Genomic DNA, 26,994 nt, shown 5'->3' with positions numbered 1-26,994 from the left:
GGAGAGATCAGCCCCCGCCCGGACGAGAGTCGGCCACCGCCCAGGCGCGAGTCAGCCCCCACCGGGGAGAACAGCCCCCCCACCCGCGAGATCAGCCCCCCAGCAACTTCGCCAGCCCCGCCGCCAGGCCGCCCCGCCAGCAGGCGTAATCGTGGCCGCCGTTGAACTCCTCGTACGTGACGTCGTAGCCGCGGGCCCGCAGGACGTTGCGCAGGCGGCGGTTTTCGGCGAGGAGCATCCACTCCTGGGCGCCCACCTCCAGGTGGAGGCGGACCGGGCGGTGCGGGGTCCGGGCGTACTGGCGAGTGAGCCACTCCGGGCCCGCGCCGTCCGGGGCGTTCTCGTCGGGCCACCAGAAGGAGCCCGACTGGCTGAGCGCGCGGCCGAAGCGGTCCGGGCGGCGGTGGGCCGCGTACGCCGCCGTGAGGCCGCCCGCGCTCTGGCCTGCGATGAGCGTGCGTTCCGGGGGCGCGGTCACGTCGTACGCGGTCGCCGCCCACGGCAGCAGCACGTCCGCCAGCCAGTCCACGAAGTCGCCGCTACAGCTCAGATCCTCCATGCGCCGGCCCATCGTGTCGACGAGGACCGCGGCCGTGGGCGGCACGGCACCCTCGGCGTGCAGCGCGTCGAGCGTGTCGCCGACGCGCAGGACCGGGCCCCACATCTCGCCGTCCAGGAGTACCGCCAGAGCGCGGGGCGGCTCCTGCGGCAGGTGGAGGGTGACGCGCCTGCCGTCCACCTCGGCCTCGACGGACTTCCCGGCCGCCTTGGCACGGCGGTTCACGTACGGCTGGGGCGGCGCGTCCGGGAGCGACATCACGGAGGCGGGACTGCGGCCGTCGCGGGCGGGCAGCCGCGGGTCTCCGTTGAGCGGGTCCGGCACGGCCTCGTCGAGGACACGCAGCCACGCCTCGCGGTCGGTGCGGAGGGTGTCCTGCCGGGTGCCGTGGGCGACGTAGAACTGGTACGAGGCCCGGTGGTCGGCCCGCAGCCGGTGGCCGAGCGCCCAGACGTCCGTGCCGGGCAGCCGCTCCATGAGGTGCGGGGTGAGGTCGCCCGCGTGGCGGTCCTTGTCAGTGACGGTGTGGAGCAGGGCGAGGACGTCCGTGGCGGGGTGCGCGGGGTGCGCGGAGTGCGCGGAGTCGTCCCGCCAGAGGAAAGTGACGAGGCGGTACGCCGGGTCGCCTGCCGGGTCCGGTTCGACGAGGGGCGCCCCCGTGGTCTCGATCCGGTTCCAGAAGTCCCGTTCGGCGCCGGGTATGCGGGCTCGTACGGCCTGGAGGAGCGTACGAAGCAGGGGACTGCGCAGCACAGCGGGGACCTCTCTCGGAGTTCGGGGGCTCATACGGCTCAGACGCGCGTCGCCGCCGAGCGGCCGAGCAGCACCCACAGCAGGAACGGCCCGCCGAGGACCGTCGTGACGATGCCGACCGGCAGCTCCGAACCGTCGAAGGCGATGCGGCCGAGCGTGTCGGCGACGACCACGAGGGCCGCGCCGGTCAGCATCGAGCCGACCAGCGGCACCCGCAGCGGGCCCGCGAGGCGGGAGGCGATGACGGGCGAGGCGAGGGCGACGAAGCCGACGGGCCCGCAGATGCCGACCGCGAGGCCGGCGAGGGCGACGGCGAGGAGGAGGCAGATCAGGCGGGTGCGCCCGGCGTTGGAGCCGAGCGACGCGGCGGTGTCGTCGTCGAAGCGGAGTACGCCCAGGTGGCGGGCGACGGCGAGGGCGAGCGGGACGAGGACGGCCAGGCCGATGAGGACGGGGACGGCGACGGAGTAGCCGCGGCCGTTGAGGCTCCCGGAGGTCCATACGTACAGCGAGCTGGCCGAGTTGAGGGAGCGGCGCGAGAGGACGACCTGCGTGGCGGCGGAGGCGAGCGCGGACATGGCGAGGCCGACGACGAGCACGCGGTAGCCGCGCTGCCCGAGCCCGCCGGAGACGAGCGTGACGACGACGACCGCGACGAGCGCGCCGATCGGGCCCGCCCACCAGGCGCCGAAGGACCCGGAGGCGCTGAAGGTGACGGAGATCAGGACCGCGGCCGTGGCGCCGTCGTTGACGCCGAGGAGTTCGGGGGTGGCGAGGCGGTTGCGGGCGAGGGTCTGGGTCAGGCACCCGGCGAGGCCGAGAGCGGCGCCCGCGGTGAGCCCGGCGACGATGCGGCCGAGGCGGAACTTCTGTACGAGGAGTACGTCGAAGTGGTCGCCGTAGCCGAAGACGGCGCGGAAGGTGCGGCTGACGCCCATGTCGCTCTGCCCGGCGTACGCGGAGAACACGACGGCGACCAGGAGCAGCGCGGCGAGCAGCAGCGAGGCGAGGGTCGCGCGGCGGGTGACGAGGAAGGAGAGGGGGCCGCGGCGCAGGACGTAGGTGTCGGCGGGGCGGAGGCGGGGGGCTGGGGTTCGGAGGGTGCGCTTCTTCGGCAGTCGCGGGGTGGCGCGCTTCGGGAGGCGCAGGCCCAGCAGCCGGCGGGACTTGGACGGAGCGGCCTCCTCCGTCGCCGGTTCCGTCATGCCCATCGTGGCGAGCTGCTTGGAGCGGACGATGAGGATCAGTACGGGGGCGCCGATCAGCGCCACGATGACGGAGACCGGCGCCTCGTACGGGCGCGAGACGACGCGGGCCGCGACGTCCGAGACGGTCAGGACGCAGGCGCCGACGAGGCCCGCGAGGAGGAGCCGGGCGGGCAGACGGGTGCCCGCGATGGCGCGGGCGAGGAAGCCGGCGAGCAGGCCGAGGAAGGAGATGGGTCCGGCGAGCGCGACGGCGGCGGCCGTGAGCAGGGTGACGGCGACGGCGACGACGGTACGGATCAGGGGCGGCCGGTGGCCGAGGCTGCGGGCGAGGTCGTCGCCGAGGGCGAGGGCGGACAGCGGCCGGGCGACCAGCAGCGCCACCAGAAACCCGGCCGCGAGGACCGGCGCGAGCCGCCCGAGCTCGCCGTACCCCTCGACTCCGGCGAGCGAGCCGAGCACCCAGAAGCGGAACTTGTCGTAGGTCTCCGCGGAGTTGACGACGATGACGCTGGTGAGCCCGCCGAAAGTGGCGCCGAGCGCCGATCCGGCGAGGACGAGCCGCATGGGAGAGCCGCCGCCCTTGCGTCCCGCGATGAGCAGCACAAGCCCGCTCGCGACCACGGCGCCCACGAACGCGCAGACCAGATAGGCGTAACCGGAATCGAATCCGAGCAGCGCGATGCCCGCGACGACACCCAGTGAGGCACCGGCGTTGACGCCGAGCAGGCCGGTCTCGGCGAGCGGGTTGCGGGTGACCGCCTGCAGCAGGCACCCGGCGACGCCGAGGGCGCCGCCGACGAGCAGCGCGGTGAGCGTACGCGGGATACGCAGGTCGCCGACGACGAGATCGAGGCGTGAATCGCCGCGCGCGCCGCCCCGGTTCAGGAGGTAGTCGAGGACTCCGCCCGGGCCGACCTCGCCCGCGCCGACGCAGAGTGAGAGGACCGCGAGCAGCAGCAGGGCGAGGGTGAATCCGGCGATGGCGAGACCGACGGTGCGGCGCGCGGCGCGGCGCTCGGGCGCCTGTCCTGGGCCGTGGTTGACCGGTCCGGGGCCGTCGATGACCGGTCCGGGGGCGTCCTTTTCGGCCAAGTCGCCCGGCGCTTCGGATGGTTGAGGTGCTCGCGGTGTGGTGCCCACGGTCGGCATGCGCATAAGGTGAGGCTAGCCTAACTATGTCGACGGCGTTGCGACCTCTGGGCAGTAGTTATACGTTAGGTTAGGCTTACCTAAAAAGCAGGGGGAGGTCGCTCACACATGCCTGAGCACATACCGTACGAGTCGCACGCCGAGGGCGAGTTCGCCGGGCGTACGGCTCTGGTGACCGGCGCGGGCCAGGGCATCGGCGCCGCGGTCGCCACCGCGCTCGCCGCCCGCGGCGCGCACGTCGTCGCCACCGACCGCTCGGCGCACGGCGTCGACGAACTGGCCGCCGCCTCCCGGGGCTCGGCCGGCACGGTCACGCCGCGCGTCATGGACGTCACGGACCCCGCCGCCGTCACCGCCGTCATCGACGACGTCGTACGCGAGTACGGCGCCCTCGACCTCCTCGTGAACGTCGCGGGCATCCTGCGCGCCGCGCCCGTCGCCGAACTGACCGACGCCGACTGGGCCGACACCTTCGCCGTGAACACCACCGGCGTCTTCCACACCTCGCGCGCCGCCGCCTCCCACATGACGGCGCGCGGCTCCGGCTGCATCGTCACCGTCGCCTCCAACGCCGCCGGGATCCCCCGGACCGGCATGGCCGCGTACGCCGCTTCCAAGGCGGCGGCCACGATGTTCACCAAGTGCCTCGGGCTTGAGATCGCCCGCAGCGGGGTGCGCTGCAACGTCGTCGCGCCGGGCTCCACGGATACGGCGATGCAGCGGGCCCTGTGGCCCGAGGGGCAGGCGGAGGTGCCGCTCAGCGTCATCGACGGTGACCCGGCGACGTACCGCACGGGTATCCCTCTCGGGCGGATCGCGGCCCCTCAGGACATCGCGGAAGCGGTGCTCTTCCTCGCCTCGGACCGGGCTCGGCATGTGACCTTGCAGGAGCTTTATGTGGACGGGGGCGCGACGCTGCGCTGAGCTTCGCGCGGTGTACTGGCCCGCCGCTTCGCGGCGGATGCTTTCCCACCCTCCCACCCGTGCGCCCCGCGTTATGGCCCCCCCCGTAGGAACACCCGGCCCCGCCGAGCCGCCCAGCAACCAGGGGTCACCGCCCCCAAGAAATGGAGCCCCCCGTGTCGACGGCACCCGAAGTCGCCACGCACGTCACGACGGCCGAGCAGGCCCACCCCGCCGTAGGAGCGGCCACCGCCCTCCTCGACGCCTACACGCCCGGCGAACGCTTCCTCGCGACGCCGACCCGCACCCTGCTCACCGAGGGCGGCGTCCACGCCCACGTCCCGCACGACGAGAGACCCCTGCCGCAGCGCGTCGCCGCCACCCTGGCCGACGCCCGCCGGTCCGGGATCACCAAGCCGTACGTCGTCGGCGCCGTCCCCTTCGACCACACCGCGCCCGCCGCCCTCGCCGTCCCCGAAGCGCTGCGCACCGCGCCGCCGTTGACCGCGGACCCGCTGATCGCGCTGCCCGCCGAGACACCGGACGCCACCGACTGGCGGATCCGCCCGGTACCGGCCCCCGAGGAGTACGGCGCCGGAGTGGCCGCCGCCGTCGAGCGGATGTGGCGCGGCGACTTCAGCAAGGTCGTCCTCGCCCGCACCCTCGAACTGACCGCGCCCGCCCCGCTGAACATCCCGTTGATGCTCCAGCGCCTGGCCCGCCGCGACCCCTCCGGCTACACCTTCGCGCTGCCGACGGCCCCCGGCCGCACCCTGATCGGCGCCAGCCCCGAGCTGCTCGTATCGCGCCGGGGCCGCCAGGTCGTCGCCAACCCCCTCGCCGGTTCGACGCCCCGCAGCGACGACCTCGCCGAGGACGTGCGCCGCGCCGCCGCGCTCCTGGAGTCCGCCAAGGACCTGCACGAGCACGCGGTCGTGGTCGACGCCGTGCACCAGGCGCTCGCCTCCTTCTGCACGGACCTGACCGTCCCGGCCCGCCCCACCCTCATCCGCACGGCGACCATGTGGCACCTGTCCACCACGGTCACCGGCACCCTCGCGTCCCCCGACGCGTCCGCCCTCGAACTGGCCTGCGCGCTGCACCCCACCCCCGCGGTCTGCGGCACCCCCACGGCCACGGCGCGCGAGGTGATCCGCGGGACGGAGCCGTTCGACCGCGGTTTCTTCACCGGCATGATCGGCTGGGGCGACGCCAACGGCGACGGCGAGTGGGTCGTGACGATCCGCTGCGCCGAGGCCGAGGAGCGCTCCCTGCGGCTGTACGCGGGCGCGGGCGTCGTCGCCGCCTCGGACCCGGCGGCGGAGACCGCGGAGACGGGCGCGAAGTTCCGTACGTTCCTGAACGCGGTGGGGGCGGAGCTGTGAGCGCCGCCCTGGAAGCCCCGATGTGGCCCGAGGAGTTCGCCGCCCGCTACCGCGCCGCGGGCTGGTGGCGCGGCGAGACCTTCGGCGGGATGCTGCGCGACCGCGCGGCCGAACACCCCGACCGGATCGCGATCGTCGACCCCGCCGGGGACCGCCGCTGGACCTACGGTGAACTGGACCACCGGGCCGACCGCCTGGCCGCGGGCCTGCTCGCCCGGGGCATCGCCAAGGGCGACAAGGTCGTCGTCCAACTCCCCAACATCGCGGAGTTCTTCGAGACCGTCTTCGCGCTGTTCCGGATCGGCGCGCTGCCGGTCTTCGCGCTGCCCGCGCACCGCGAGACGGAGATCCGCTACTTCTGCGAGTTCACCGAGGCCGCCGCGTACGTCATCCCCGCCGAGCACGGCGGCTTCGACTACCGCGACCTGGCGGCGAAGGTCCTCGCGGACGTCCCGACCCTGCGGCACGTCTTCGTGGCCGCCGGCGACCCGGGCGCCTTCGAGGCCCTGTCCGACGTACCCGTCGACCCGGTGACCGTCCCAGACCCGCCCGCCTCCTCCGACCTGGCGTTCCTCCAGCTCTCCGGCGGCTCGACGGGCGTACCGAAACTGATCCCCCGCACGCACGACGACTACATCTACTCGCTGCGCGGCTCCAACGAGCTGTGCGCGGTCGACGCGGACTCCGTGTATCTGGTCGCCCTCCCCGCGGCCCACAACTTCCCGCTCTCCTCGCCCGGTTCGCTCGGCGCGCTCCACGCGGGCGCCCGCGTCGTCCTCTGCCCGCAGCCGAGCCCCGAGGCCGCCTTCCCGCTCATCGAGTCCGAGGGCGTCACCATCACGGGCCTCGTCCCGCCGCTCGCCCTGGTCTGGACGGAGGCGGCGCCTTCATCGACGTACGACCTGTCCAGCCTGGAGGTGCTCCTGGTCGGCGGCGCGAAGTTCAGCGAGGAGGCGGCGCGCCGCGTGCGGCCCGCGCTGGGCTGTACGCTCCAGCAGGTCTTCGGCATGGCGGAGGGCCTCGTCAACTACACGCGCCTGGACGACCCCGACGAGACGATCGTGACCACGCAGGGCCGCCCGATCTCCCCCGACGACGAGATCCGGATCGTCGACGACGAGGACAACGACCTGCCCGCGGGCGCGACCGGCCACCTGCTGACCCGCGGCCCGTACACGATCCGCGGGTACTGGAAGGCGCCCGAGCACAACGCCCGCTCCTTCACCGCCGACGGCTTCTACCGCACCGGCGACGTGGTCCGCCTCACCGAGACCGGCCACCTGGTCGTCGAGGGCCGCGCGAAGGACCAGATCAACCGCGGCGGCGAGAAGATCGCGGCCGAGGAGGTCGAGAACCACATCCTCGCCCACCCGTCCGTGCACGACGCGAACGTCGTCGCCGAGCCCGACCCCTACCTGGGCGAGCGCACGTGCGCGTACGTCATCCTGCGCGCCGACGCCGAGCCGCTGAAGCCGGTCGCGGTCAAGAAGTTCGTACGGGGGCGGGGCCTGGCGGCGTACAAGGTGCCGGACCGTGTGGAGTTCGTGGACGCCTTCCCTCAGACGGGCGTAGGAAAGATCTCCAAGAAGGACCTACGGGCGGCGGCGTCGGCGCAGCCTGTCCCCACGGGGTCCACCACTCCCACCCCGCCCACGCAAGCCTGAACGGAACTACTCACCACCATGGCCCTCCCCGCCATCACCCCGTACCCGATGCCGTCGGGCGACGAGCTGCCCGCCAACCGCGTCGACTGGAAGGTCGACCCGTCCCGCGCCGTGCTCCTCGTCCACGACCTGCAGAACTACTTCCTGTCGGCGTACGACCGCGACGCCTCGCCCGTGCCGGAACTCCTCGCGAACGTGGCCGGCTTGAAGCGACAGGCCGACCGGCTCGGCGTACCGGTCCTGCACACCGCGCAGCCCGGCGGCCAGACCCCCGAGGAGCGCGGCCTCCAGCAGGACTTCTGGGGTCCGGGCCTGCCGGACGACGCGCAGGCGGCGGCGATCGCCCCGGAGATCGGCCCGGCGCCCCCCGAGACGGTCCTCACCAAGTGGAAGTACAGCGGCTTCGTCCGCACGGACCTCCTGGAACGGCTGCGCGAACAGGGCCGCGACCAGCTGGTCATCACCGGGATCTACGCCCACATCGGCGTCCTGATGACGGCGTGCGACGCGTGGATGCGGGACATCCAGGCGTTCGTGGTCGCCGACGCGGTGGCCGACTTCTCGGCGGACGACCACGCGATGGCGCTGCGCTGGGCGGCGGGCAGGTGCGCGGTGGTCACGACGACGGGGGCGGTCTTCGGAGACGGAGGCCACGCGGGCCGCGCGGGAACGACGCCCGACCTCGGCGGCACCACGGCCCCTACCGCCACCACCGCCGCCGTCACCACCACCACCACCGAAGCGTGAAGGCAGGGACCACGACCATGACCACAACCCCTCCCCCTCTGACCCTCGACCAGCTGCGCGCGGACGTGGCCGACGTCCTCGGCGAGGACCCCGCGGACATCCCGGCCGACGAGAACCTCGTCGACTACGGTCTCGACTCCGTACGCCTCATGACCCTGCTCGGCCGCTGGCGCCGCGACCACGGCGTGACGGCGTCCTTCGCGGACCTGGCGGAGGAGCCGGCGCTGGAGAAGTGGGTGCCGGTACTGACGCGGGGGGCGTAGCCCGGAAGGCGGTGTCAGAAGGCGGAGTTGCCGAACCACCGGCCAAGCAGCCCCGCGTCGCCGCCGACTTCGTAGGCACCGGAGTCCCACGCGAGCCGCCCATAGATGAGCAGAAGCAGATCGGCGGCGCGAGCGTGTACGGAGGCGTCCACCGAGGCGTCCGCGTCCGGCTGCCCTCGCTCGACGAGGCCGAACCCATCGGCGCGCAGCTGAACGAGCCATTCCTGACCAACGTCAGTAGCCCGAAAGCGAATGACTTCACCCTGGCCGCGCAACTGGGCGACTCCGGGGGCATACGGCGTGGCGAAGGGCAGGTTGACGAGGAACTCGTCCACGCCGTCGGCGGCCAACGCCGGGTCGATCACGGTCGGCACCCCGAGGGCGGCCTCCGCGTCGGTGCGGTGCACGAGCGTCTCGTACAGCATGCGCCGCACCCAGAACCGGGCGTGCGGGTCGGCGCCCCAGACCCACATGGGGGCGTCGGGATCGACCTCGGCGAAGGCGCGCGCGGCGAGGTCCGCACTGGCGGCGAGCCAAGCGGCGTACGCGTCGTGGGACTCCGGCAGCTCCAACTCCACCGCCCGCGTCCTGGGCGGCTCCCGCACACGCTCCCGCAGAAGCACACAGAACCACCGCTGCACGCTTCCGATATGCCGCACAAGGTCAAGCAGGGTCCACCCCGGACACGCGGGCACGGGGGCGGAGAGATCCGCCCCTTCCAGAAGGGCCACGAACCGTTCGCTCTCGGCCGCCACGGCACTCCGGTGAACGTGAACGCCAACATCAACGGACACAGTCCCTCACGCCCCCTTCTCCGGCCTCGGCCCCGTCGAGCGCGGCGGTCAACGCGTTGAGCCGGGCCCGCAGATCCCGCACCTCGTCCAGCGAGAGCCCGGTGGACGTGGCAATGGCACGAGGCACGGCAAGAGCCCTCTCCCGCAGCGCCGCCCCCTGCCCGGTGAGCCGCACCCCGACGGACCGCTCATCCTCGACACTCCGCCGCCGCTCCACGTGCCCGGCGGCCTCCAGCCGCTTGAGCAGCGGCGACAACGTCCCGGAGTCCAGCCGCAGCCGCTCCCCGATCTTCTTGACGGGCAGTTCGCCGTGCTCCCAGAGTACGAGCATCACGAGGTACTGGGGATAGGTGAGCCCCAGGTCCTTGAGCGCGGCACGGTAGACCCCGTTGAAGGCGCGGGCGGCGGCGTGCAACGAGAAGCAGATCTGAGAATCAAGCCGCAGAAAGTCGTCGTCCTCGTCACGGGGCACACCGCTCAGAGCCCCGTAGTTCGCGTCGTTCTCCATACCCTCACACTACAACGACCCCGCCGCACCCAATTAAGTTGCCCACAACTAAATAGCGTGCTCTACTCATACTGGACGGCAGGCGGCGCTCCAGCAGCCACCGGCTGGCAACCGCACAGAGGACAGGACCGGACAAGACCGGACAGGAAGAGGAGACCCCATGGACGCGCTGTACACCGCTGTGGCCACCGCCAACGGCCGAGAAGGCCGCGCCGTCAGCTCCGACGGCCAGATCGACCTCCCCCTCGGCTTCCCCGCCGCCCTCGGAGGCAACGGCAAGGGCACCAACCCCGAGCAGCTCTTCGCCGCGGGCTACGCGGCCTGCTTCGCCAGCGCGATGGGCAACATCGCGCGCCAGGAGAAGATCGACGTCTCGGACGTCTCGGTGACCGCCGAGGTCAGCATCGGCAAGGACACCGACGGAGGCTTCGGCCTCGCCGTGGTCATGCGCGCGGAACTCCCCGACCACTTGCAGGGCCCCGCGGGCGAGGACCTCCTGAAGAAGACCCACGAGTTCTGCCCCTACTCGAAGGCGACGCGGGGCAACATCCCGGTGGAACTGGTCATCGAGTAACCCCACGCCAGAGCCCCCCTCCGAACAACCCCCCGACCCCGAAACGACCACCCGCTACACTGACGGCGGTGCCGCGGTCCGTCCGGACTCGCGCCACCATGCCCGGCCTTCGTAGCTCAGGGGATAGAGCACCGCTCTCCTAAAGCGGGTGTCGCAGGTTCGAATCCTGCCGGGGGCACCAGGTCAGAACGGCTAAGGCCCAGGTCACGGATGCTGAATCCGGCCCTGGGCCTTCGTCTTGTGCACTCTGGCTACGCCTTGGGACAGCCTCGCGCTGCCTCATTACCGGAGTCGATGGGGATAACCGGGTCTGACCCGGCGCGCATCCTGCTCAGCATGGGCTTCCAGGATGCCGCATGGGCGAGTGCGCGCCAGGCGGCGGTCATGCCGGGCCGTCCTGGTCGGACTTGCGGGGGCCGCGGTGGTCGTACACCACATCCCGTCCGGCGGACGTCTGCCGCCCCTGTCATGGTGGGCTGGAGCGCCTGCCCCCCGAGCGAGGAGGTACAGCCATGCGTACGCGTATTCCTGGGCCCGAGTGGCAGGACGACGGTGGGGTAGGGGCCGTTGCCGCGGCGGGTGGGCTGCATCTTTACCAGTTACGGCTGCATGAGCGGTACGGGCCCGTCGTGCGGTTTCAGCTTCCCGGGGCCGGGGATGTCGTGTCGGTTGCCGATCCTGTGCTGTTGGAGGCCACCGCCCATGTCGACAAGCGGCCCGCGCGGCTTTTCGAGTTTCTGGCGCCTCTGTGCGAAGCCGGGAACTTGCAGGTGTTGGACGCCGATGAACATGGGCCCTGGCGGCGGTTGTTGCTGTCCGTGCTGGCCGGGCGGCCGTCGCACGAGCGGCACTTCTTGCCGTTCAGCGCGCTGGTGGTCGAGCTCGCCGATCGGTGGGCCGAGCAGGCCGGTCTCGGGGCCGAGCAGGCCGGACGCGGGGCCGTCGCGTTGCAGAAGGATCTGACCTCGCTGTCGTTGCGCATGATCTGTGAGTACGCGCTTGGGGGCGTCGGCTCCGACATCGTGGATCCGGATCGGGTCACCGCCGCGTTCGAGGAGGTGCTCACCGAGTATCTGGGGCGGCCCCATCGGACACCTGGGGAGGGGCGGGGGGAGCCGGCCGCCGACGCCCTTGGTTATTTGCGTGCCACCGTCGACCGCGTGATCGCCGCTCATCGTTCCCTCGGGCGCACCGACCGGAGCGATCTGATCGGCGCGCTCGTCGAGGCCGGCGAGCGGCCCGCCCGGATTCGCGACACCGTCATGGTGACGATGCTGGCCGCTCATCACACCACCGGGGTCGCCGTCTCTTGGACCCTTCATCTGCTGGGGCTGCACCCCGAAGCGGCCGAGCGCGTCGCCGGCGAGCTCGATCGCGTGCTCGGTGACCGTGCGGTGCCCGACTTCGCCGATCTGCGGCGACTCACCTATCTGGACATGGTCCTCAAGGAGTCGATGCGGCTCTTCCCGCCCGGGCCGTACGGTGCGCGGGAGACCACCGAGGCTCTTGTCCTTCGGGGGGATGGGTACGAGTACGCGGTTCCGGGTGGGACTGCTGTCTTCTATCCCTTCTGGGCCATCCATATGAATTCCCTCCACTGGCCCGAGCCCGGGGTCTTCCGGCCCGAGCGGTTCGCCCCGGAAGAAGTGGCCAAGCGGCCGAGACTCGCCTACGTACCCTTCGGGATCGGGCCGCGCAGCTGTGAGGGGGCCGGTCTGGCCATGGTGGAGGCCCAGCTGGTGCTTGCCGTACTGCTCAAGCGGTTCCGGTTCACGCCCGCGCCGGGGCACGTGGTGACGCCGGTCGAGCGGTTCGTCCTCTGGGCCGACGACGACATTCGTATGGTCGTCACCCAGCGGGGAGCCGGGCTGTGACGTAGGCCGTGGTTCTTTCTCGTCGTCCAGCGATGAGTACAGGCCTCCCAGGCGTCATATACGTAACGCCACAGTCAAGGGACCCGCCAGTTACTCTCCGTCCATCGAGAAGAAGCGCCCCGAATAGCCGCGTTCCGGACGGTTCGGCGGGGGCGGCACGGGTACTCGGGGTGTCACGCGCAGGAGGCGCCCGGGTGCCTTCCGCGCCAGGCTCTCCTCGTTGGAAAGGCAGCGTGGAGAGCTGCCCTTTCAGCCCCTTGAACTGAACTGTCCTTCCCTCCACCTGCCCGTCCCGTCCCGTTACGCCGACGGCTCCGTGCACTCGGACGTCGCCCGAGCCCGGGACAAGCTCGCGTCCAACGCTCTGCGGACCTCTTCCGGCAGGTCGCCGGCGCAGCCCCAGGTGACTATCAGGTCCGCGACGCGGCTCAGCTTGATGTTGGTGTGCTGCGAGGTCTCCCTGAGCACCGTCCAGCCCTGGTCCGGGGTCAGCCTGCCCACCGCGACGACGATGCCGATCGCCTGGTCCACCGTGGCGTGGGATTCGACAGCCTGCTCCAACTGGCTGACCTTGCGTTGCAGCTCGACGACCTTCTCGCCTTGCTTGGCCGGGTTCTCCGGCTCGTCCGGTCGTCCTACCGGATCCACGTCTGGTGACGTCACATCGCCTCCGGGGGCTAGGGGGGCCAGCGCCAGAATGCCATGGTGCGTTCGGCGGGCACCACGGTTCCTTCACGTCCTCTCTTCACGTCCTCTCTTCACGTCCTCTCTTGCCCGCTCTTACCCGTTCCTGACGCTGGGCGACGCAAGGTGACGCCGGGCAACGCCGGACAACGACGCCGGGCAACGCTCGATTACGTAGCCCTATGCTTCCCGCCGGGTCGATCCTCCGGCGGTTCCTCCTCGCTCAGCTCGTCTCCGCCGCGCCGGGTCCGCGATGGCCCCGCTCGCCCTCGCGTACGCGGTGATCGGCGCGGGCGGCGGGGCCGGGGCGCTCGGAGTCGTGCCGGCCACCAACACCGTGCCGACCGTGGTCTTCCTGCTGGTCGGTGGCGTCCTCGCCGACCGGCTCTCCCGCAGCCGCCTGCTCTTCGGCGGCAATCTCCTCGCCGCGGCCGCGCAGGGCGCCCTCGCCCTGGTGGTGGCCACCGGGCACGCGGGCACGGGTCCGATCGCGGTCTGCGGCTTCGTCTTGGGCGTCGCGGTGGCCTTCACCACGCCCGCCGCGCAGGGCATGGTCACCCAACTCGTCGCGCCGCATCAGCTCCAGCAGGCCAACGCCCTGCTCCGGCTGCCCACCAACGCCGTCAAGGTGGCCGGGCCGGTCCTCGGCGGCCTGGTCGTCGCCGCCGGCGGGCCCGCGTGGGCGCTCGGCTCCGACGCGCTCACGTTCCTCGTCGCCGCCCTGCTCCTGCTCGGGCTGCGGCGTCGCCGCCTTCCTGGCCGGCTACCAGCTGCTCGGCCCGGTGGTCACCGAGGAGCACTACGCGGGGGCCCGCACCTGGGGGCTGATCCAGGGCGCGTTCTCCTTCGGGCTCCTCGCGGGCGCGGTCGTCTGTCTGCGGTGGAAGCCGCGCCGGCTGCTCGCCGTGGCCGCCGGCTCCGGGCTCACACTGCCCCTGACCGCGTTGGCGCTCGGACTGGGGCTTCCCTGGCTGCTGCTCTGCGCCGCGCTGGCGGGCGTCTGCCTGGACATCGCGGGGGTCACCTGGGTCACCGCCTTCCAACGGCACGTACCGGACGCGGAGTTGGGCCGTATGAGCTGCTTCAACCAGGTCGGCGAGCGGCTCGCCATTCCCGTCGGTTACCTTGTCGTCGCGGTGTTCTCGCACGCGTACGCCGACCGGTCCCTGCTTCTGGTGTGTGCCGCGGTCATCGTGGCGGCCACCGTCCTCAACCTCTGCGTACGCGACGTCCATCGGATCCGCCGCGTGCAATAGACGGTTGTGAGCCTACGTACGCCCTTACTTGCGTACGCGCTCACTCGCGTACGCGCTTACTGGCGTACGGGGCTTGATGCCCTCGCGCTATCACCTAATGGCATCGGCTCAATTCCGCCCGCGCTCCCGATACTCGTCCCGACCGGAGGCCGCACCCGCAGGCCTCCATCCCGGAAGGGACACACCCCCATGCACAGAAGCAGAACCGGCGTCTTCGCCGCCCTCGGCACCGCGGCGCTCGTGGCCACCCTGACCGCCCCCACGGCGTTCGCGGCCCCCGCTCCGGCCCAGGCACCGGCCGCCGACCAGGGCGCGTCGGCGTACAAGGCATCGACGTACAACTCATCGTCCTACAGCTCGTCGTCGTACTCGGGTGAAGACCAGGCCGCCAACCGGCAGTTCTTCGAAGCCGTCATGAAGTCGGCGCTGAAGAAGCAGGCGGCGAAGCCCGGCATCCAGGCCGTCACCGTCACCTACAACACGCGCCGGGCGCCCAGCTTCCGCAGTCAGATAGCGCGGAGCACCCAGATATGGAACTCCTCCGTGAACAACGTGAAGCTCCAGGAGGCCAGTTCCGGAACCGACTTCGAGTACCGCGAGGGCAATGACTCGCGGGGCTCCTACGCCTACACCGACGGGCGCGGGCACGGCTACATCTTCCTGGACTACCGGCAGAACCAGCAGTACAACTCCACGCGTGTGACGGCCCACGAGACGGGCCACGTCCTCGGCCTCCCCGACCACTACTCGGGCCCGTGCAGCGAGCTGATGTCGGGCGGTGGCCCCGGCCCGTCCTGCACCAACGCCCAGCCCAACGCGCAGGAGCGGCAGCGCGTCGACAGCATCTGGGCCCTCGGTGTCGCCGTCCTCAAGGACGAGGGCGAGCTGACGAAGATCCGCTGAGTCCGGTCCGCGGTCCGCCGGGTCCGGCGCCGACCCGCTGAATCCGGCCCGGCCCGGCCGTCTCGCACCACGAGAAAAACGGAATCCGGACCAACCCGGCCGCGCGCGGGGCACTCTCCCACGACATGGGGTCTCATGCTCAGGGGAAGAAGCCGCTCCGCCGCGGCCGGCACGGTCCTGGCCGTTTCGGCCGTCTCGGGCGCCCAGGGCGACTGAGGCGTCTCGGGCTTCCCGGGCTTCTCGGCCGTCTCCGTCTTCTCGGGCTTCTCGGCCGTCTGGGCCGTCTGGGCCGTCTGGGCCGTCTGGGCCGTCTGGGCCCTGCGAACCGTGCGGAGCGGCCCGCCCGTGCGGAGCGCCCCAGCCGCAGAGGGCACCCCGCCCCCGCGGACCGCGCGGACCGTCCGCGCCCCCCGCGCCGAACCCGTCGTCGTCGGCGTCTTCTGGACTACCCCCGCTCCGGCCGCACGGGCGTCCGTCGCTGGTTGCCCTCCTGGCGGCAGTCGCTCGGCACCAGCGGCATCTTCTCGCTCGCCGTCGTGGCGCTCTTCATCGCCGTGTACGTCAGCGTGGACATCCCCGACGAGAACGCGGCGGCCCGCCGCGAGGCCAACGTCTACTACTGGTCCGACGGGACCCAGATGGTGAGCACCGGCGAGGTCAACCGGCAGAACGTGGAGCTGGACCAGATCGCCCCGTCCGCCGTGAACGCCGTGATCGCCGCCGAGAACGAGACGTTCTACGACGACTCCGGTGTCTCCCCGTCGGGCCTGGCCAGGGCGGCCGTCAACATGGTCCGCGGGCAGGAGACGCAGGGCGGCTCCACCATCACCCAGCAGTACGTGAAGAACACCTACCTCTCCCAGGACCAGACCGTCACGCGGAAGGTCAAGGAGTTCGTCATCGCGCTGAAGGTGGACCGCAAGAAGAGCAAGGACGAGATCCTCAAGGGATACCTCAACACCAGCTGGTTCGGGCGCGGCGCCAACGGCATCGAGGCGGCCGCCCACGCCTACTACGGCATCCCCGCCAAGAAGCTGGACCCCAGCCAGGGCGCCATGCTCGCCGCCCTGCTGAAGGGCGCCGAGCTGTACGACCCGGCGACCAGCGCGGGCAACCACCGGCGGGCCCGCGAGCGCTGGGCGTGGATTCTGGACCGGCAGGTCGACGTGGGCCTGATGACGAAGAAGGAGCGGGCGAAGTACCGCACCTTCCCCGAGCCGCGCAAGCAGTCGCGCTCCACCAGCCTCGGCGGCCAGACCGGCTACCTCGTCGACGTCGCCAACAAGTACGTCAAGCAGCGCACAGGCATCACCGACGAGGAGCTGGCCCGCGGCGGCCACCGCGTCCACACCACCTTCGACAAGGACAAGGTGCGCCGCCTGGAGCGCGCCGTGCACCGCGTCATGGAGCGCGACCTCGCGCCGAGGACCCGCGCGGACGACCGGTACGTACAGGTCGGCGCCGCGTCCGTACGTCCGTCCGACGGGGCGGTGGTGGCGCTGTACGGCGGGCCCGACGCCACCGAGCACTTCACCAACAACGCGGACACGTCCGGTGTCCCGGTCGGCTCCGCCTTCAAGCCGTTCGTGCTCGCCGCCGCGCTCCAGCACGGCGTCTCCGTACGGGATGTGCCGATCGCCGGGGCCGGCCACAAGGCGGCCGCGCCCGCGCCGCGCCAGAGCGTCGTGGCCGACAGCCAGTACTCCCCCGACGGCACCCTGAGCCCGTCCGACGGCGAGCCGGACCCCGACCGGCCCACCCTCGGCACGGCGCTGTTCCCCGGCGGCAACGCGACGTACGTACGCCTCGGCAAGGACGTCGGCCTGGCGCAGGTCCGCCGGACCGCCGTCGCCGCGGGGCTGCTGCCGCAGAGCATGGCCCGCCTGGAGCCGACCTTCTCCATCGGCACGTCGACGCCCAGCGCGATCCGGATGGCCACCGCGTACGGCACCTTCGCGAGCGGCGGGCTGCGGCACGACCCCTACTCGGTGACCGAGGTCGTCAAGGACGGCACGGCGCTGCCCGGCCTGGAGCGGACCGCCCCGGGGCGCGCGATGGACGCGGGGGTGGCCCGCGAGGTCACCGACGCCCTGCGCGCGGGCGGCAAGGGTCTCGGGCCGGGTGTCGCGGCGGGCCGCACCGGTGACCAGGACCGGCTGCGGACGGCCTGGTTCACGGGGTTCACGAAGGATCTGTCGACAGCGGTGACCCTGTTCCGGGTCCGTCCCGGCGAGCCGGGGCTGCTGCCGATGTCGGGCGTCGGCGGGGAGAAGTCGCGGCGGGGGACCGTGCTGCCGCCGCGGATCTGGGGTGAGTACGCGGGTCGGGGCTGACGGCTGCTGGTCGGGGCTGATGGCCGCTGGCCGGCGGGCGGCGTTGACCTTGCCCCTGGGGCAGACCTCAGAGTCTGCTTCACCGGGCCGACCGGCCCGGTGACGGAGGATTGCCCCGTGAACGCTAACGCGAACTTCGAAGCAGACGTGGATACGAACGTAGATACGAACGTAGATACGAACGTGAACGCGGAACCCGAGGACGAGCTGCTCTCCATCGGCGTGTTCGCCGCCCGCGCGCGGCTCTCGCCGAAGGCGCTGCGGCTCTACGACCGGCTCGGGCTGCTCGAACCCGCGCACGTCGACGAGGCCAGCGGCTACCGCTACTACCGGGTCGGCCAGATCGAGCGCGCCCGCACGGTCGCGCTGCTGCGCCGGCTCGACATGCCGCTGGCCGGCATCGCGGAGACGGTGCGGCTCGACGGGGAGCGGGCGGCGCACTCGCTCGACGCCTACTGGGCGGCGGTCGAGGAGCGCTTCGCCGAGCAGCGGACGCTCGCGCGGTACCTCCGTGGACGACTGTCGGGAAGGAACGCCGAGTTGTACGCGACATTCGAAGTGAAGACCGTGGACGTACCGGAGACGCACGTCCTCAGTGAGACCCGCCATGTGAGCGCCGGGGAGCTGTCCGCCTGGATCGCTTCCTCCGCGGAGCGCCTGGAGCGCGCCGCGGAGAGCGAGTGCGGCGGCATGGCCGCCCCGCACTTCGTCGTCTACCACGCGGACGTGACCGAGGAGAGCGACGGGCCCGCCGAGTCGTGCGTGCCGGTCGTGGACGCCGCGGCCGCGCGTGCGTGGGCGGCCGGGCAGGGGCGGGCGAGCGGTGCGGTGGTACGGGTGGAGCCCGCGCGCCGGCTCGCCTGCACGCGGATCACCAAGGCGCAGGTCGCCTACCCGCAGATCATCGCGGCCTACGACGCCGTGGAGGCCTGGGCCGCCGAGCGCGGGCTCGCCCTGGCGGGGCCGTGCCGCGAGGTGTACTTCGCCGACTGGAACCAGAGCGGGCCCGAGGACGAGGTGTGCGACGTGGCGTTCCCGGTCTCGGCCGGGTGAGGGGACCCGCGCGGAGTTCTCTCACTACCTCCCCATACCTCCCCATGCAGCCCAGGCGTCATTGCCCTCCCCCGCGCCTATCCTGAGGAAGCATGGGGGACGGGGACCGAGAGCGGGGAGCGACGGCCGGGGACGTCAAACCCCTGGCCGACCACGGAAGTTGGCGCGTGCGGCTGCGGCGGTGGGCCGCGTCGGGAAGCGGTGATGTCCTCGGCGCCGGCGTGCTGTTCGGCAGTGACCGCGTACTGACCTGCGCCCATGTCGTGCGCGATCCGGCGACCGGGCTGCGGCCCGACCGCGTCCAGGTCGAGTTCCCGCTGCTCCAGGGCCTGACCCGCACCCCGTGCCGTACCGCGAGCGTCGCGGCGGGGCACTGGGTGCCCGCCTTCGGCAAGGCGCAGGGTGACCTGGCGGTGCTCGTCCTGGACGAGCCGGCGCCCGTGCCGTCGCCGGTCACGCTGCACCGCACGCTCGACTACCGGGGCGCGCCGGTCCTCATCGACGGCTTCCCCGAGTACCAGTCGGGCGGGCAGTGGCTGACGGGCGCCTGCATGGGCCCCGGCGGGGAGGGCGACGAGCGGGTGCAGATCGACCTCACGGGGGCGGGGAGGCTGCGGGGCGGGTTCAGTGGCTCGGGGGTGCTGGAGGAGGGCGGCGACCGGTTGCTCGGGATCGTCGCGCAGGCCGACGAGAGCGGCGAGCACGGGTACATGATTCCGGCGGCCACGGTCGCCAGGTACTTCCGCCGGTTCGCCGAGCGGTACGTGACGGGCCCGCATGCCGTCCCCGGCCACCGGATCGTCTCCGCCGAGGCCACCCGCGCGGCCCGCCCGCACGGCCTCCAGCGCACGGTCACCCGCTGGCTGAACGCCGACGCCGACGCCTGGGACACGGAGGTCCTGTTCATCGCCGATGACGACGAGCGGGCCCGGCAGGCGCTGTACGTCGTCCTGAACATGGCCGACCGGGAGCAGGCCCCACACCTGGCGGTCAGCCCCTTGGAGCCCGGCCTCCCGGCAGCCGGGCCCCGCCCCGGGCCGCGAGCCGGAGCCGGCCCCGCACCCCCCGACACCACCGGCGGCGCCCCCCACCTCTCCCGTGCCGGTATCGCCCCCCGTGGCGGCAGCCTCGGGCTTGTTCTCGATGTGGAGGGTGCCGCCCTCGACGACCCCGGGGAGAGCGAGTTGCGCGAGGCGCTCGCCGTGTTGCGGCACGAGTTGCGGCATGCCGGGCGGCGGCGTGCGGTGCCGGGGCGGCGGCCCGCCGTCGCCGTGTTGTACGCCGACCGGTCTCCGACCGAGCCGACCACCGCGGTGCGGATTCTGCGGGAACTCGCCGAAGGCGGCGCCCGGTTGCTGCTCGTCGTGCGCGACGGCTCGCACGGCTTCGCCTATGCCATGGGAGAGCGTCTGCTGCCCGCCGAACGGGCCGCCCAGTGGCTGCAGCGGATCGGCGCCCGTGTCGACGACCTCGCCGACACCGAGCGGCGCGCCCGGCGCCTCTTCCACCGCGTGGAGCCGCACGTCGTGGACCCCCCGGTCGCCACCGGATACGCGGCGCGGGCCGCGCTGTGGACGGTGCAGCTCAGCGATGAGCTGCGGCCGCTCACCGGGCGGGCCGGGCCGCGCTTCCTGGAGAAGCTCTCGTACGCCGAGCAGGCCGTGGAGACCTATCTGGTGCGCGCCACGGCCGCCGAGACCGCGCTCCGTGACGTCCTGGACGAGCATCTGCGCCTGCGCGCGCTCCTCCGCGACCACCTGGCCCGCCTCGCCCGGCGCGGCCTCGCCGAGCACCCCGACGCGGTCCGCCCCTACCGCGAGGCGCAGCGGCTCCTGATGGCGGGGCCGTGTCCGCTCGCCGACGCGGAGCGGGCGGTGGAGGCGTTCGCACGGGTGGTGCGGCGCCTGGCCGAGGCGGACGGTGACGCGTGACGCCCGTCAAGTCCTGCCCGCACCCGGGCTGTTCGGGCACCGTCACCCCCACCGGGTACTGCCTCGCCAGCGGGGAGCGCGTGGACCCGCGGACCGGGCTGCACTCGGCGGAGACCGCGCAGACCGCGTCGGACACGCCGGCACCGACGCCCGGCCCGGCCTCTTCCGAGCGCGAGTGGCCCTCGTACTCCTCCGCCGACCACGAGTCCTCCCAGCACTGGATCGTCGACCCGGGCCTCGCCGCCGCTCCCCCGCCACGCCCCGCCCGCGTCACACTCCCCGCCGAGAACCCCGACCCCACGGTCCTGCCGGAGATCACCCTCCGGGACCGCGCGGACAGCGGGGGCCCCGACCTCACCGGCCCCAGTGGCCTCCCGCTGCCGCCCGGCACGCTGCTCGCGGGCCAGTACCGTCTGGAGCGGCCCCTCGGCTACGGCGGGATGGGCGAGGTCTGCCTCGCCCACGACACCAAGGTCGACGACCGCGCCGTCGCCATCAAGATGCTGCACGCGGACCTCGCCGCGGACTCGTACAGCCTCCTCAAGGGCGAGCGCAGGGAGCTGGTCGAGCTCAACCACGACGGGTTCATCCGGGTGTTCAACTACGGGCACCACCCGGGTGTCGGGGACTTCCTGGTCCTTCAGTACGTCGACGGGCTCAACCTCGAAGAGGTGCGGGCCCGCGCCCGCGAGCACCCCGAGGAGTTCGGCCACGAGCGCTTCCGGGAGTTCGCTCTCGCCTACGGGGTGCGCATCCTGGCCGGGCTCGCCTATCTGCACGCCCCCGAACGCGGCAAGGTCTACGGAGACCTGAAGCCGCCCAACGTCATGCACGACGGCTCCACCACCAAGCTCATCGACGTGGGAAGCGTGCGCCGCGCGGGCGCGCCCGGCCTCACCACGTCCCTCTACCGCGCCCCCAGCGTCGGCGACCACGGCGAGTCCGAGCCGCAGGACGACCTGTTCAGCCTCGGCGAGACGCTGCGCACCCTGTGCGGCCTCGGCGCGACCCGCCACGACCTGGCGGACCTGGCCGCGCTCGGCCCGCTGGACGACGCGTCCGCCGGGCACCGCGGGCTCGGCCTGGTCTCCCTCGCCCGTGCCCTGCGCCGCGCCACCCGCACCCGGCGCGCCGACCGCTTCGCCACCGCCAGGGAGATGGAGGAGCAACTGCGGGGCGTGTTCCGGGAGTTGCGGTCGCTGCGGACCGGTGTGGAGACCTTCGAGCCCTCGCCTCTCTTCCTCCAGTCCGCGTACGCCCTGGACGGCGGGCTCGGCGCCGCCCCCGAGGTCTCGCGCTGGGCCGCCCCGCCGTCCGCGCCCCGCTATCCCGCTCCCGGCCCGCCCGAGGTGGCACGGCGCCTGCCGGTGCCGCGCCCCGACCCGGACGACGACCACCACGGCGAGCTGAGCAGGCTCAGCGACGACGACCCGGCCGCGCTGCTCCAGCACACCGGCGACTGGCGGGACTCCCCCGAGGTGCATCTGCTGCGCTGCCGGCTGCGGCTGCGGGTGGAGCCGCACAGCGACGCCGACGCCCTGTCCGCCGCCGAGACCGCGCTCGCCCTGGCCGAGGGCGCCATAGGGCCCGCGAGAGCCCCGTACGACTGGCGGCTCGACTGGCACCGCGGGCTGCTCGCGCTCGCCCGCTCCCGCGTCGCCGAGGCCCGCGACCACTTCGACCGGGTCTACGGCGCGATCCCCGGCGAGTACGCGCCCAAGCTCGCCCTCGGGCACTGCGCCGAGCACCTTCGGCGACCGCACGAGGCCCTGACGTTCTACGAGGCCGTACGGCTGCGCAACCCGTCGCTGGGCAGCGCGGCCTTCGGCGCCGCCCGCGCACGGCTCTCCCTCGGCGGCCCCGACGCCCTCGCCGACGCGATCGCCGCGCTGGACGCGGTACCCCAGCACTCCCGGCACCGCACCGCCGCCCGCACCGCCGCCGTGCGCATCCGCGCCGACCACGCGCGGGACCCGGACGGCCTCGGCACGGCCCTGCGGGGCCTCGCCGGTCTCTTCTCCGCGCACGGCCTCACCGACGAGCAGGCCCGCGTGCGGATGAAGGCGGAGGTGTGGGGCGTCGCCCACCGCCTGCTCGACCCGCCCGCGGGCACCCCGCGGATGACCGGCGCCGAGCTGCGGGGCGTCGCCGCGAGGGCCGACCCGCTGCTCGACTTCCCCGCCGACGAGCGGAAGCTGTGCAAGGACCTGTCCCGCTTCTACCGTGGTCTGGCCCTCCAGGCCGCCCGCGACGCGCCGCCCCGCGACACAGAGGTGCCGCTCGCCGAACTCCTCCTGGACCGCGCCTACGCGGTACGCCCCTTCGCCTTACGACACCACAGGGACACCCCATGGCCGGGCAAGAAGATCAGGAACTGGATCAGGAACAGCACTCCTACGCAGCAGGGCGGTTGAGCCCGTCCGGAGCCGGGGCCGGCGCCGGCGCCGGGCCGCGCGCCCGCGTCGGCCTTGAGGTGAGCCAGGTCGTCGAGCTGCCCCGCCCCCGCCTCCGTCCGCCGGGGACGGAGGAACCGGCGCGGATGTACGCGGTCCTCACGGTGACGGTCCGCAGACCCGGCGCCCCCGCGCCGGACACGCCCGACACGCCTGACACGGCCGCCGGGGCGCCCCGGCCACGGCCCAGGCTCGCGGAGGTGCTGCTCATCGACCACTCCTCCTCGATGGTGATCCCGCCGAGCCGTCTCGCCGCCGCCCGCGCCGCCGCCGTCAGCGCACTGGCCAGGATTCCCGACGGCGCGCTGTTCGCCCTGGTCGCCGGGGGTGACAAGACCGCGATGATCTACCCGAGGCGGTCCGGGCTCGCCGTCGCGCACGCCGAGTCGCGGGCCGCCGCCGAAGCCGCCCTGTACGACTGCACACCGGGCGGCGGCACCGCGATGGGCACCTGGCTGGAGCGGGCCAGGCTCCTCTTCCGCGATCTGCCCGGCGCCGGGTCCAGTGGTTACGTACGCCACGCGCTGCTGCTCACCGACGGCAAGAACGAGCCCGGATACGAGTCGCGCGAGGATCTGCGCGCACGCGTCGAAAGGTGCGCGCAAGCCTTCGACTGCGATGTCGTGGGCATCGGGGACGCCTGGGAGACGGAGGAACTGCTGCTGATCGCGGGCGCGTTGGGCGGCCGTACGCGTGCCGTGGAGGATCTGACGCGGCTGCCCGGCGAGCTGGCCGCGCTCACCGGGAGGGCCGCCGAACGCGACGTGACCGGCCTGCGCCTGCGCCTCTACCACCGGGCCGGGGTGCGCCCGCACTCCTTCGAGCAGGTCCACCCGGTGCGGACCGCGCTCGCCCCCGCCCGCGTCGACCTGTCCGGCGTCGGCGCGGGCGCGGCCGGGCCCGTCGAGGAGTACGAGCTGAGTCCGTGCGGTGAGGAGACCCGCGCCTATCTGCTCTGCGTCGGCGCGCCCTACGACCCGGCGCAGCTCGGCAAGGAACTCCTCCTGACGGAGGTGGAGATCGACGCCGACGACCATCCGGAGGAGCTGGAACTCCCCGCCGCGCGGCCGGTCCTGGTCCGCTGGACCGACGACGCCGACCTCTACAGCCGCCTCGACCCCCAGGTCGCCCACTACCAGCACGAGGAGGAGCTGCACCGCACCTTCGAGCGGGCCTGCGCCGAGCTGAAGCGGGGCGCGCGGGACGCGGCCGAGGCGCTCCTCGGCACGGCCTGGCGGCTCGCGGGCGAGACGGGCGACACGGCGATGCGGGACCATCTGCGCCGCCTCGTCCGCGTCCGCGACCCGGAGCGCGGCACGGTGCGACTCCTGGACCGCATCGCCAAGTTCGACGTAGAGGCGGCCCGCATCCAGTCAAGCCTGACGGTCCTGCCGGGCGCCCGCTCCCCTGGCGGCCCCCGATGAACCACTTCCGGCCCACCGCCCCCCTCACCGAACGGCCCCGCGACCGCGCCGAGGCGGCCCGCGTCCGGTCGAGCACGACCGTCCTGCCCGGCGGCCGCCCGCCCGGGGGCCTCCGATGACCTCCTCCTGGCGCCCGGTCGGTCTCGTCGTCGCCGACGTGCTGCGTCGCCTGTGGCGTCACCTGTGGGCCGCCCCGCTGACCGAGCGGCCGCGCAACCGTGCCTATTTGCGCGAGCGGATGATCGCCCTGCCGCTGCTCGCCGTCGTCGCGTCCGTCGCGTTCGGGTGGGCGTACGCGGAGATCCGCGCGGACTCCGCTGCGCTGCGCGGCAGCTATCTGCCCGCGCTCGGTGATCTGGCCGACGCGGAGATGTCCCTCCGCATCGCCGACCGCGAGGCGGAGAAGAGCCTCGGTGCCGGGGAGTCGGTGCGGCTCTCCGGGATCGGCAACCGTTACCTCACGCGTACGAAACGGGCCGCGCAGAGCCTCAACCAGGTGGCCCGCAGCGGCGCCCTGACCACCGCCGAGCGCCAGGAGCTCGACGTGGTCTCCGGTCTCGTCGTCGACTACGGCACCTGGATCGCCTACGCGCAGAACAACGTCGGCGACCCGGCGCTGCGGGACGCCGGACTCTCGTACGCCCGCAGCATGCTCTGCACGCCCGCCGTGCCCCCGCGCAAGACGGGCCCCGGCGGCTATCCGCCGTGCGAACCCCGCACCGGCTCCGACGCGACCGCCGTGGTGGACCGCATCTCCGCGCTGGAGGAGAGCCTGCGCGGCAGGCTCGCGGGACGGGCGGCCCTCGGGGGTGGCGTGATCGCCGCGGCCGTCGTCGCCGCGACCGCCCTCGTGCTCCTCACCGCCGGGCTGTGGCGCACCCAGGTCTTCCTCCACCACCGCTTCCATCTGCGCGTCAGCGTCCCGCTGCTCGTGGCCGCGCTGCCGCTGCTCGCCCTACCGTTCCTGACGGCCGACGCGGTGCTCGCCCACCGCGCCCAGCAGCGGGTCGCGGCCACGGCGGGCGAGCTGTCCCGCGCGACGTCACCGGCGATCGAGTCCACCGTCGACTCGCGGCCCTTCGGCCGCCCGCACCCCCGCCTGATCGCCTCCCTGGACGCCCGCGCCGACCGCGCCCTCGCCGAGGGCCGCCTCTCCTCGCTCGACGGCGCCGCGCCCTGGGTGGGGCCGGTGGGACTGCTCGACGCGGGCCTCGTCTACACCGCGCTGCACGCCTACCGCCGCGAGTACGTCCTCATCTCCCGCTCCGGAGCCGCCACATGAGCCCGGCCCCCGCCCCCCTGCGCCTCCTGCGCACCTTCCTGGCCGCCTGCCTGCTCGCCGTCACCGCCGGTGCCTGCGCGGACCGGCCCGAAGAGACGCTCGTCGTCCTCGGCCCCTGGACGGGCGACGAGGGCGAGGCGTTCGAAGCGATGCTGAACGAACTCGACGCCGGCACGGGACAGACGTACACCTACCAGGGGACCCGTTCCCTGCGCGAGACGCTCGTCGCGCAGCTGGAGGCGGACGACCCGCCCGACGTGGCGATCCTCAACAGCGTCGGCGAGCTGACCGAGTACGCCCGCGCCAACCGTCTCAAGCCGCTCACCGCCACGGCCGCCGCCCGCGCCTACCCGCCGTGGGCGCCGCCGCTCGTCGTCGACGGCACGCGCCGCACCTACTGGGTGCCGCTCAAGGTCGACCTGAAGAGCCTGGTGTGGAGCAAGGAGGGGCAGTCGGCCGCCGCCCCGAAGTGGTGCGTGGGGCTCGCCTCGCAGGCCACGTCGGGCTGGCCGGGCACCGACTGGGTCGAGGACATCCTGCTCCACCAGGCGGGCCCGGACGTCTACACGGAGTGGGCCACCGGACGGCTCAGCTGGCGCGACCCGCGAGTACGAAGGGCGTGGACGACCTGGGCCGACCTGCTCGGCGACCGCTCCAAGGCGTCGATCGACCAGTCCCTGACCATGTCGTACGTGGGCACTCCCGACCCGGCGGCCAAGGGCGGCGGGAGCCCGCGCGGGCTGCTCGACTCGCTGACGCCGCGCTGCACGCACGAGCACCAGAGCGCCTTCATCCGGTACGTGTACGCGGACGACCCGGTGCGCGCCGACCCGTCGGCGGGCTTTCTGCGCGGCCGGTCCGCGTACGACGGCGCGTACGAGGTGGCGGGCGACATGGCCGCCGTGTTCAGCGACAACCCGGCGGCCCGCACCCTCGTCGAGCGCCTGTCGGGCAGGACGGCCCGCACGCTGTGGCGTTCCGAGGCGAAGGACGAGCTGCGGCCGCTGTTCCCGGACGCCACCGACCCCCAGCCGACCGACCCGACGGGGCGGCGCATCGCCGGCATCCTCACCGAGAAGGCGCGCACGCTCTGCTTCGACGCCTCGGACGTGATGCCGCCGGGGCTGCGCGACGCGTTCCACCGGGCGGTCCTGCAGTACTTCAGGAACCCGACGGGCAGACGGCTCGACGAGCTACTCGGACAGCTCGACGCGGTCCGCGAGGAGGCCGCGTCGGAGACCGGGCCCGGCCGTCTGCCCGCCTCCGGGATCTGCGCGGCGCCGGGCGGCTGACG

20 protein-coding genes, 1 tRNA gene and 1 pseudogene are annotated in these 26,994 nt (G+C 73.1%); 17 read left to right on the top strand and 5 right to left on the bottom strand.

All coding sequences use genetic code 11. The features are described from left to right. Nucleotides 1-91: 91 nt before the first annotated feature. A complete protein-coding gene (gene fes / locus ACWDZ7_RS14955) occupies nucleotides 92-1,345 on the bottom strand; it encodes an enterochelin esterase (protein ID WP_451797167.1) in 1,254 nt (417 codons plus the stop codon). A 5-nt stretch (nucleotides 1,346-1,350) separates the two neighbouring features. Then, on the bottom strand, nucleotides 1,351-3,675 hold the full coding sequence (gene fhuB, locus ACWDZ7_RS14950; protein ID WP_451797166.1) for a Fe(3+)-hydroxamate ABC transporter permease FhuB: 2,325 nt from the start codon (nucleotides 3,673-3,675) through the stop codon (nucleotides 1,351-1,353). A 102-nt stretch (nucleotides 3,676-3,777) separates the two neighbouring features. Here fhuB and ACWDZ7_RS14945 point away from each other — a divergent pair, with 102 nt between their 5' ends. From ACWDZ7_RS14945 to ACWDZ7_RS14925, 5 genes are all read left to right on the top strand, one after another. Continuing rightward, nucleotides 3,778-4,593, top strand: a complete 816-nt coding sequence (locus tag ACWDZ7_RS14945; protein ID WP_451797165.1) for a 2,3-dihydro-2,3-dihydroxybenzoate dehydrogenase — start codon at nucleotides 3,778-3,780, stop codon at nucleotides 4,591-4,593. 155 nt (nucleotides 4,594-4,748) lie between these two features. Beyond that, nucleotides 4,749-5,957, top strand: a complete 1,209-nt coding sequence (gene dhbC, locus ACWDZ7_RS14940) for an isochorismate synthase DhbC (protein ID WP_451797163.1) — start codon at nucleotides 4,749-4,751, stop codon at nucleotides 5,955-5,957. A 20-nt stretch (nucleotides 5,958-5,977) separates the two neighbouring features. Further along, entirely contained in the window at nucleotides 5,978-7,621 is a 1,644-nt protein-coding gene (locus tag ACWDZ7_RS14935; RefSeq protein ID WP_451797444.1) for a (2,3-dihydroxybenzoyl)adenylate synthase, read from the top strand. Between the two features lie 18 nt (nucleotides 7,622-7,639). Next, a complete protein-coding gene (locus tag ACWDZ7_RS14930) occupies nucleotides 7,640-8,368 on the top strand; it encodes an isochorismatase family protein (protein WP_451797161.1) in 729 nt (242 codons plus the stop codon). A gap of 17 nt (nucleotides 8,369-8,385) precedes the next feature. Next, a complete protein-coding gene (locus ACWDZ7_RS14925; protein WP_451797159.1) occupies nucleotides 8,386-8,631 on the top strand; it encodes a phosphopantetheine-binding protein in 246 nt (81 codons plus the stop codon). 14 nt (nucleotides 8,632-8,645) lie between these two features. Here the strand turns inward: ACWDZ7_RS14925 and ACWDZ7_RS14920 are convergent, their stop codons facing one another. After that, nucleotides 8,646-9,386 (bottom strand): maleylpyruvate isomerase family mycothiol-dependent enzyme, encoded by a 741-nt coding sequence (locus ACWDZ7_RS14920; protein ID WP_451797158.1) that lies wholly within the window; start codon nucleotides 9,384-9,386, stop codon nucleotides 8,646-8,648. 28 nt (nucleotides 9,387-9,414) lie between these two features. Then, complete coding sequence (locus ACWDZ7_RS14915; RefSeq protein ID WP_451797156.1) at nucleotides 9,415-9,933, bottom strand: MarR family winged helix-turn-helix transcriptional regulator; 519 nt, start codon at nucleotides 9,931-9,933, stop codon at nucleotides 9,415-9,417. Between the two features lie 160 nt (nucleotides 9,934-10,093). Here ACWDZ7_RS14915 and ACWDZ7_RS14910 point away from each other — a divergent pair, with 160 nt between their 5' ends. The 3 genes from ACWDZ7_RS14910 (at nucleotide 10,094) to ACWDZ7_RS14900 (ending at nucleotide 12,381) form a co-directional block, all read left to right on the top strand. Next, nucleotides 10,094-10,507 (top strand): organic hydroperoxide resistance protein, encoded by a 414-nt coding sequence (locus ACWDZ7_RS14910; RefSeq protein WP_451517429.1) that lies wholly within the window; start codon nucleotides 10,094-10,096, stop codon nucleotides 10,505-10,507. A gap of 105 nt (nucleotides 10,508-10,612) precedes the next feature. Further along, nucleotides 10,613-10,688, top strand: a tRNA-Arg gene (locus ACWDZ7_RS14905). Nucleotides 10,689-11,019: 331 nt separating this feature from the next. Continuing rightward, entirely contained in the window at nucleotides 11,020-12,381 is a 1,362-nt protein-coding gene (locus tag ACWDZ7_RS14900) for a cytochrome P450 (protein ID WP_451797154.1), read from the top strand. Between the two features lie 300 nt (nucleotides 12,382-12,681). On the opposite strand, the gene ACWDZ7_RS14895 is transcribed toward ACWDZ7_RS14900, so the two are convergent. Then, on the bottom strand, nucleotides 12,682-13,044 hold the full coding sequence (locus tag ACWDZ7_RS14895) for an ANTAR domain-containing protein (RefSeq protein ID WP_451797152.1): 363 nt from the start codon (nucleotides 13,042-13,044) through the stop codon (nucleotides 12,682-12,684). A 203-nt stretch (nucleotides 13,045-13,247) separates the two neighbouring features. On the opposite strand from ACWDZ7_RS14895, the pseudogene ACWDZ7_RS14890 reads away from it, so the two are divergent. The 9 genes and pseudogenes from ACWDZ7_RS14890 to ACWDZ7_RS14850 all read left to right on the top strand — a co-directional run bounded on the left by ACWDZ7_RS14890 (nucleotide 13,248) and on the right by ACWDZ7_RS14850 (nucleotide 26,992). Further along, nucleotides 13,248-14,321: pseudogene (locus ACWDZ7_RS14890) on the top strand (MFS transporter). A 189-nt stretch (nucleotides 14,322-14,510) separates the two neighbouring features. Further along, the gene (gene snpA / locus ACWDZ7_RS14885; protein WP_451797151.1) at nucleotides 14,511-15,224 is read left to right on the top strand and encodes a snapalysin; all 714 of its coding nucleotides are present in this window, start codon (nucleotides 14,511-14,513) and stop codon (nucleotides 15,222-15,224) included. A 482-nt stretch (nucleotides 15,225-15,706) separates the two neighbouring features. Continuing rightward, nucleotides 15,707-17,557, top strand: coding sequence for a transglycosylase domain-containing protein (locus ACWDZ7_RS14880; protein WP_451797149.1), 1,851 nt, complete (start codon nucleotides 15,707-15,709; stop codon nucleotides 17,555-17,557). 147 nt (nucleotides 17,558-17,704) lie between these two features. Beyond that, nucleotides 17,705-18,610 carry a MerR family transcriptional regulator gene (locus ACWDZ7_RS14875; protein ID WP_451797442.1) on the top strand — a complete coding sequence of 302 codons (906 nt, stop codon included), beginning with the start codon at nucleotides 17,705-17,707 and terminating at the stop codon, nucleotides 18,608-18,610. Between the two features lie 92 nt (nucleotides 18,611-18,702). Then, nucleotides 18,703-20,541, top strand: a complete 1,839-nt coding sequence (locus ACWDZ7_RS14870; protein ID WP_451797147.1) for a trypsin-like serine peptidase — start codon at nucleotides 18,703-18,705, stop codon at nucleotides 20,539-20,541. Next, nucleotides 20,538-22,955, top strand: coding sequence for a tetratricopeptide repeat protein (locus ACWDZ7_RS14865; RefSeq protein WP_451797145.1), 2,418 nt, complete (start codon nucleotides 20,538-20,540; stop codon nucleotides 22,953-22,955). The genes ACWDZ7_RS14870 and ACWDZ7_RS14865 overlap by 4 nt, the downstream gene beginning before the upstream one ends. Further along, on the top strand, nucleotides 22,892-24,418 hold the full coding sequence (locus ACWDZ7_RS14860) for a hypothetical protein (RefSeq protein ID WP_451797143.1): 1,527 nt from the start codon (nucleotides 22,892-22,894) through the stop codon (nucleotides 24,416-24,418). The genes ACWDZ7_RS14865 and ACWDZ7_RS14860 overlap by 64 nt, the downstream gene beginning before the upstream one ends. Before the next feature lie 115 nt (nucleotides 24,419-24,533). Continuing rightward, nucleotides 24,534-25,700 carry a hypothetical protein gene (locus ACWDZ7_RS14855; protein ID WP_451797142.1) on the top strand — a complete coding sequence of 389 codons (1,167 nt, stop codon included), beginning with the start codon at nucleotides 24,534-24,536 and terminating at the stop codon, nucleotides 25,698-25,700. After that, nucleotides 25,697-26,992: an extracellular solute-binding protein gene (locus tag ACWDZ7_RS14850; RefSeq protein ID WP_451797140.1), complete on the top strand. Its 1,296-nt coding sequence runs from the start codon at nucleotides 25,697-25,699 to the stop codon at nucleotides 26,990-26,992. The genes ACWDZ7_RS14855 and ACWDZ7_RS14850 overlap by 4 nt, the downstream gene beginning before the upstream one ends. Nucleotides 26,993-26,994 lie beyond the last annotated feature (2 nt).

The organism is Streptomyces sp. NPDC003032 (assembly GCF_053591415.1).
This window is presented reverse-complemented; position numbering and strand designations above follow the sequence as displayed.

Coding starts and splice junctions, on each gene's coding strand:
- ACWDZ7_RS14855 (WP_451797142.1), top strand. CDS start 24,534: ATGACCTCCTCCTGGCGCCCGGTCGGTCTCGTCGTCGCCGACGTGCTG.
- ACWDZ7_RS14915 (WP_451797156.1), bottom strand. CDS start 9,933: ATGGAGAACGACGCGAACTACGGGGCTCTGAGCGGTGTGCCCCGTGAC.
- fhuB (WP_451797166.1), bottom strand. CDS start 3,675: ATGCGCATGCCGACCGTGGGCACCACACCGCGAGCACCTCAACCATCC.
- ACWDZ7_RS14930 (WP_451797161.1), top strand. CDS start 7,640: ATGGCCCTCCCCGCCATCACCCCGTACCCGATGCCGTCGGGCGACGAG.
- fes (WP_451797167.1), bottom strand. CDS start 1,345: ATGAGCCCCCGAACTCCGAGAGAGGTCCCCGCTGTGCTGCGCAGTCCC.
- ACWDZ7_RS14910 (WP_451517429.1), top strand. CDS start 10,094: ATGGACGCGCTGTACACCGCTGTGGCCACCGCCAACGGCCGAGAAGGC.
- ACWDZ7_RS14860 (WP_451797143.1), top strand. CDS start 22,892: ATGGCCGGGCAAGAAGATCAGGAACTGGATCAGGAACAGCACTCCTAC.
- ACWDZ7_RS14900 (WP_451797154.1), top strand. CDS start 11,020: ATGCGTACGCGTATTCCTGGGCCCGAGTGGCAGGACGACGGTGGGGTA.
- ACWDZ7_RS14850 (WP_451797140.1), top strand. CDS start 25,697: ATGAGCCCGGCCCCCGCCCCCCTGCGCCTCCTGCGCACCTTCCTGGCC.
- ACWDZ7_RS14935 (WP_451797444.1), top strand. CDS start 5,978: ATGTGGCCCGAGGAGTTCGCCGCCCGCTACCGCGCCGCGGGCTGGTGG.
- snpA (WP_451797151.1), top strand. CDS start 14,511: ATGCACAGAAGCAGAACCGGCGTCTTCGCCGCCCTCGGCACCGCGGCG.
- ACWDZ7_RS14925 (WP_451797159.1), top strand. CDS start 8,386: ATGACCACAACCCCTCCCCCTCTGACCCTCGACCAGCTGCGCGCGGAC.
- ACWDZ7_RS14870 (WP_451797147.1), top strand. CDS start 18,703: ATGGGGGACGGGGACCGAGAGCGGGGAGCGACGGCCGGGGACGTCAAA.
- ACWDZ7_RS14945 (WP_451797165.1), top strand. CDS start 3,778: ATGCCTGAGCACATACCGTACGAGTCGCACGCCGAGGGCGAGTTCGCC.